This is a genomic window from Acinetobacter stercoris, assembly GCF_900323515.1.
Classification (GTDB): Bacteria; Pseudomonadota; Gammaproteobacteria; order Pseudomonadales; family Moraxellaceae; genus Acinetobacter; species Acinetobacter stercoris.
The window spans coordinates 1-3,597 of the sequence record NZ_OOGT01000283.1 but is presented as its reverse complement, the minus strand read 5'-3'; the positions used below and the strand labels follow the sequence as shown (position 1 = coordinate 3,597).

The 3,597-nt window shown below is 35.4% G+C and carries 3 protein-coding genes; 2 read left to right on the top strand and 1 reads right to left on the bottom strand.

Annotated features, from left to right (window positions below; all coding sequences use genetic code 11):
- The first annotated feature begins 128 nt into the window (after nucleotides 1–128).
- Together KPC_RS18470 and KPC_RS18465 are read left to right on the top strand one after the other, a co-directional pair.
- A complete protein-coding gene (locus KPC_RS18470; RefSeq protein ID WP_121975794.1) occupies nucleotides 129–374 on the top strand; it encodes a hypothetical protein in 246 nt (81 codons plus the stop codon).
- Between the two features lie 356 nt (nucleotides 375–730).
- The gene (locus tag KPC_RS18465) at nucleotides 731–1,588 is read left to right on the top strand and encodes an alpha/beta hydrolase family protein (RefSeq protein ID WP_121975793.1); all 858 of its coding nucleotides are present in this window, start codon (nucleotides 731–733) and stop codon (nucleotides 1,586–1,588) included.
- 106 nt (nucleotides 1,589–1,694) lie between these two features.
- On the opposite strand, the gene KPC_RS18460 is transcribed toward KPC_RS18465, so the two are convergent.
- Nucleotides 1,695–3,236 carry a TerC family protein gene (locus KPC_RS18460; RefSeq protein ID WP_121975792.1) on the bottom strand — a complete coding sequence of 514 codons (1,542 nt, stop codon included), beginning with the start codon at nucleotides 3,234–3,236 and terminating at the stop codon, nucleotides 1,695–1,697.
- Nucleotides 3,237–3,597: the final 361 nt, after the last annotated feature.

The window sequence follows — 3,597 nt, the reverse complement described above, 5'->3', positions numbered from 1 at the left end:
GTTTTGTCATAATAGTTTAACAAAATAGTGATATTCGCTCTTGAAATAACACCAAAATGTGGTAAAACTAGAAATCTATTCTGACTGAAACAATAAGGTTTTAGTCAAAAACATCAGGAGGGATGGAGATGTTATCATTACATTTCAACAAGCAAGTCTTCATTAACGCTCTGAAGGCTAATAAAAATTTTGTCACATACGTAAGTACGACATTGGCACTTATGTTGACATTACTTTTGCAATGTTCAATTCAAGGAAATTTAAAAGCAGAGTTTTTTGGATATGCTGTCATCGTATCACTAGCCTTTTGGGTCTGGGCTATTGTCGATCACAAATTCCGCCCTTCTGAAACAAGCAAACTAGAACGTGACTAGAAAGATGGATGCATGCATCCATCTTTAAATGACGATAATAAAAAACTCAAATTATAATTAAAGTTCCTAGATAAATCTCCGCCCCATTAAATTACATCAACCTACAAATGTGCAGCTTATTAGTGCGTTCCTTATCCTATTGTTTATCTAATACTGCAATTTTTTAATATTAAATTAAAATAGTAAATCTGAACTTAATTTGCACGAATTTATCTACTTTTCAATCCTGTTTATAAGGTTTCTTATACAACCAGCAAGTTTTAGAGCAAGTCTGACCTGCTAGTCATTTATTATTCAAGTTTCTTTTTGGAACTCGTGTAGAGTAAAACGTAATTGACATACCAAGCCAAACAATCATGAGCAATTTTGAAAAGCTAAATATTACATGCAAGGATGGTTACTCACTGGCAGCTCGTTATTATCCCTCCAGTACTGAAAATGATAATCTGCCCATCCTTATTTGTCCTGCAACCGGAATTATTAAAGAGTTTTACCACTCTTTCTCTGAATGGTTAAGTCAACAAGGCTATAACGTCTTGACTTTCGATTTCCGTGGTATCGGCGAATCCTTGCATGGTTCACTAAAAGACTCCACTGCAAGTATTCAAGAATGGGGACAATTAGATATTCCTGCTGCTATTGAAAGTCTTTTAGGCAAAACTCAATCTGAGAAAATCATATTAGTGGGGCATAGCGCAGGTGGACAACTACTTGGAATTGTTCCCAATTTTAGAAAAGTCGCTAAAGTTATTGCTGTTTCTGGTTCAACTGGTTATCAAAAAGCTTTGAAAGGTCGAACCAAAATCATGGCGCCAGTCATGTTTAAAGTTATTTTTCCAATTGCGAGGATTGTAAAGGGTTATGGTCCTACAAAAATGATTGGTATGGGCGAAAATCTACCTAAAGATGTTGCAAAACAATGGGCAGAATTTTGCAGCAAACCAGGTTATGTTATCAATGCAATCGGTAAAACAATATTTGAAGATTATCATCAAGATATCACCTGCCCAATTACTGCTGTTTGGGCAAGTGACGATGAAATTGCTTCTGAAATTAACGTCAAAGACTTGTTACGTTTATATCCTAACGCTCAAACAAGCATGTATGAACTCACTCCCAAAGCATATGGGCACAAATATATAGGACATATGGCAATGTTTCGAAAATCACATCAAAATTTATGGCATATTTTACAACAACAAATTTCAGCCTAAGTTTTAGTATCTAAATACGTAATCCTGTTTAGATGCTCTTTTTATTCATAAAATAGAAGCCTCACATTTTGTGAGACTTCTTATCATACAAACAGCGCTTTAATGACTATAAAGAATATTGAGGTCTAGAAATCTTGACAGTTTTGACTCGATTCTCTTCCAGTTCGAGCACTTCAAACCAAATAGAGTTGACCTCGATCTTTGTACCTACCTGAACATCACCTTGGGTTTTATCCAGTATTAACCCACCAACACTAAAATATCCTGCGTCTTCATCGACAAGATCCAGCATACCCAACTCTAGCTCAAGCTGGTAAAGATCAAACATTCCAGATGCTTTCCAGGTATTTTCATCTAAACGGATTAATTCCAGCTGTTCATCTGCATCAGGGAACTCACCAGCTATTGCTTCAAATACATCCAAAGGAGAAATAAGCCCCTGAATATTACCAAACTCATTACTGACCAGCACTAATGATCCTTTTGAAGCACGCAAGGTATGAATAACATTAATGACTTTCATCTTTTCAAAAATCAAGATTGGTCTTTGACGTTTCATTAAAGATTCTAGCTGCTCAGGATGATCTAATGCATCTATCAGTTCTTTTGCCCGAACAATTGTAATTACTTTATCCAACTGACCACGGCATACAGGAAATAAACTATGTGGAACAGAAAGTATCTGCTCACGTATTTTTTCTAAATCATCTTCAATATTGACCCATGAAATCTGAGAACGTGGAGTCATAATTGATGCCACAGGACGTTCAGCAAGTGTTAATACACCACCAACCATATAACGCTCTTCATCACCAAAAGCAGAATTTGCCTCGATTTCCTGAGCAGTAGGCGTCACACTTGTTTCAAGTTTACTCCCCATCAGTCTTAAAATTGAATCCGCAGTCCGATGACGCAAAGGAATTTTTGATTGATGTTTAGCAACATTACGATTTGTATATTGGTTAAATACTTCGATTAAAATAGCAACACCAATACCAGAATATATATAGCCTTTCGGAATATGGAATCCAAAGCCTTCAGCGATCAGGCTTACCCCTATGAGTAGCAAGAAACTCAGACAAAGGATAACTACTGTCGGGTGACGATTCACAAAATTTGTTAACGGTTTTGAAGCAATTAACATCACAATTACTGCTATGGTCACTGCAGCCATCATGACATATATGTTATCAACCATACCGATTGCTGTTATCACTGAGTCTAAAGAGAACACAGCATCCAGAACAATGATCTGAGCTACAACTGCCCAAAATCCGGCATATACTGCTGAGGAAGTAGACTTGACTTCGGGCTTACCCTCCATCCTTTCATGTAACTCTGAAACGGCTTTATAAAGCAGAAACAATCCACCAAAAAGCAAGATAAGATCCCGGCCAGAGAACACATGTCCAAAAACCTCGATTAAAGGTTTTGTCAATGTAACCAACCATGAAATGATAGAAAGTAATGCAAGACGCATGACCAAGGCAAGCGACAATCCAAGGATTCGCGCCTTATCTCGTTGTTCTGGAGGAAGTTTATCAGCTAGAATTGCGATAAAGACAAGGTTATCAATACCTAAAACAATTTCAATAATAATAAGAGTAAGTAAACCAACCCATATACTTGGATCTAGTAGAAATTCCATTATGCCATCCCCACATGATGTGTATGTTTAAGGAGAAGACATTTCGACCTACACGGCGATGGATCCATATACAGTAACCTTTTCAACATAAGATACTTTAATTATGCATAATCTTTTGCATTTGTAACTATTTTTCTTTTTAAAATTACATTAAATTTAATGTTTAATAAAAGTACATTCTCAATTTAAATCAATAAATAAAGACGCCAGAAACGACAAAAAACCATTCATCTAAAAAATCAATAAAAATTAAAAAATTCTAAAAAAAAATGATGTTACAAAATTATTAAAAATATTATCACGTTACTTTTCTTTTAATTTTTGAGGAATCAAATGCAAATTCTATTTAGAAATGCTTAAT

Bases quoted from the DNA above. Each gene is read 5' to 3' on its own strand.
- KPC_RS18470 (WP_121975794.1), top strand. From the start codon at position 129: ATGTTATCATTACATTTCAACAAGCAAGTCTTCATTAACGCTCTGAAG.
- KPC_RS18465 (WP_121975793.1), top strand. From the start codon at position 731: ATGAGCAATTTTGAAAAGCTAAATATTACATGCAAGGATGGTTACTCA.
- KPC_RS18460 (WP_121975792.1), bottom strand. From the start codon at position 3,236: ATGGAATTTCTACTAGATCCAAGTATATGGGTTGGTTTACTTACTCTT.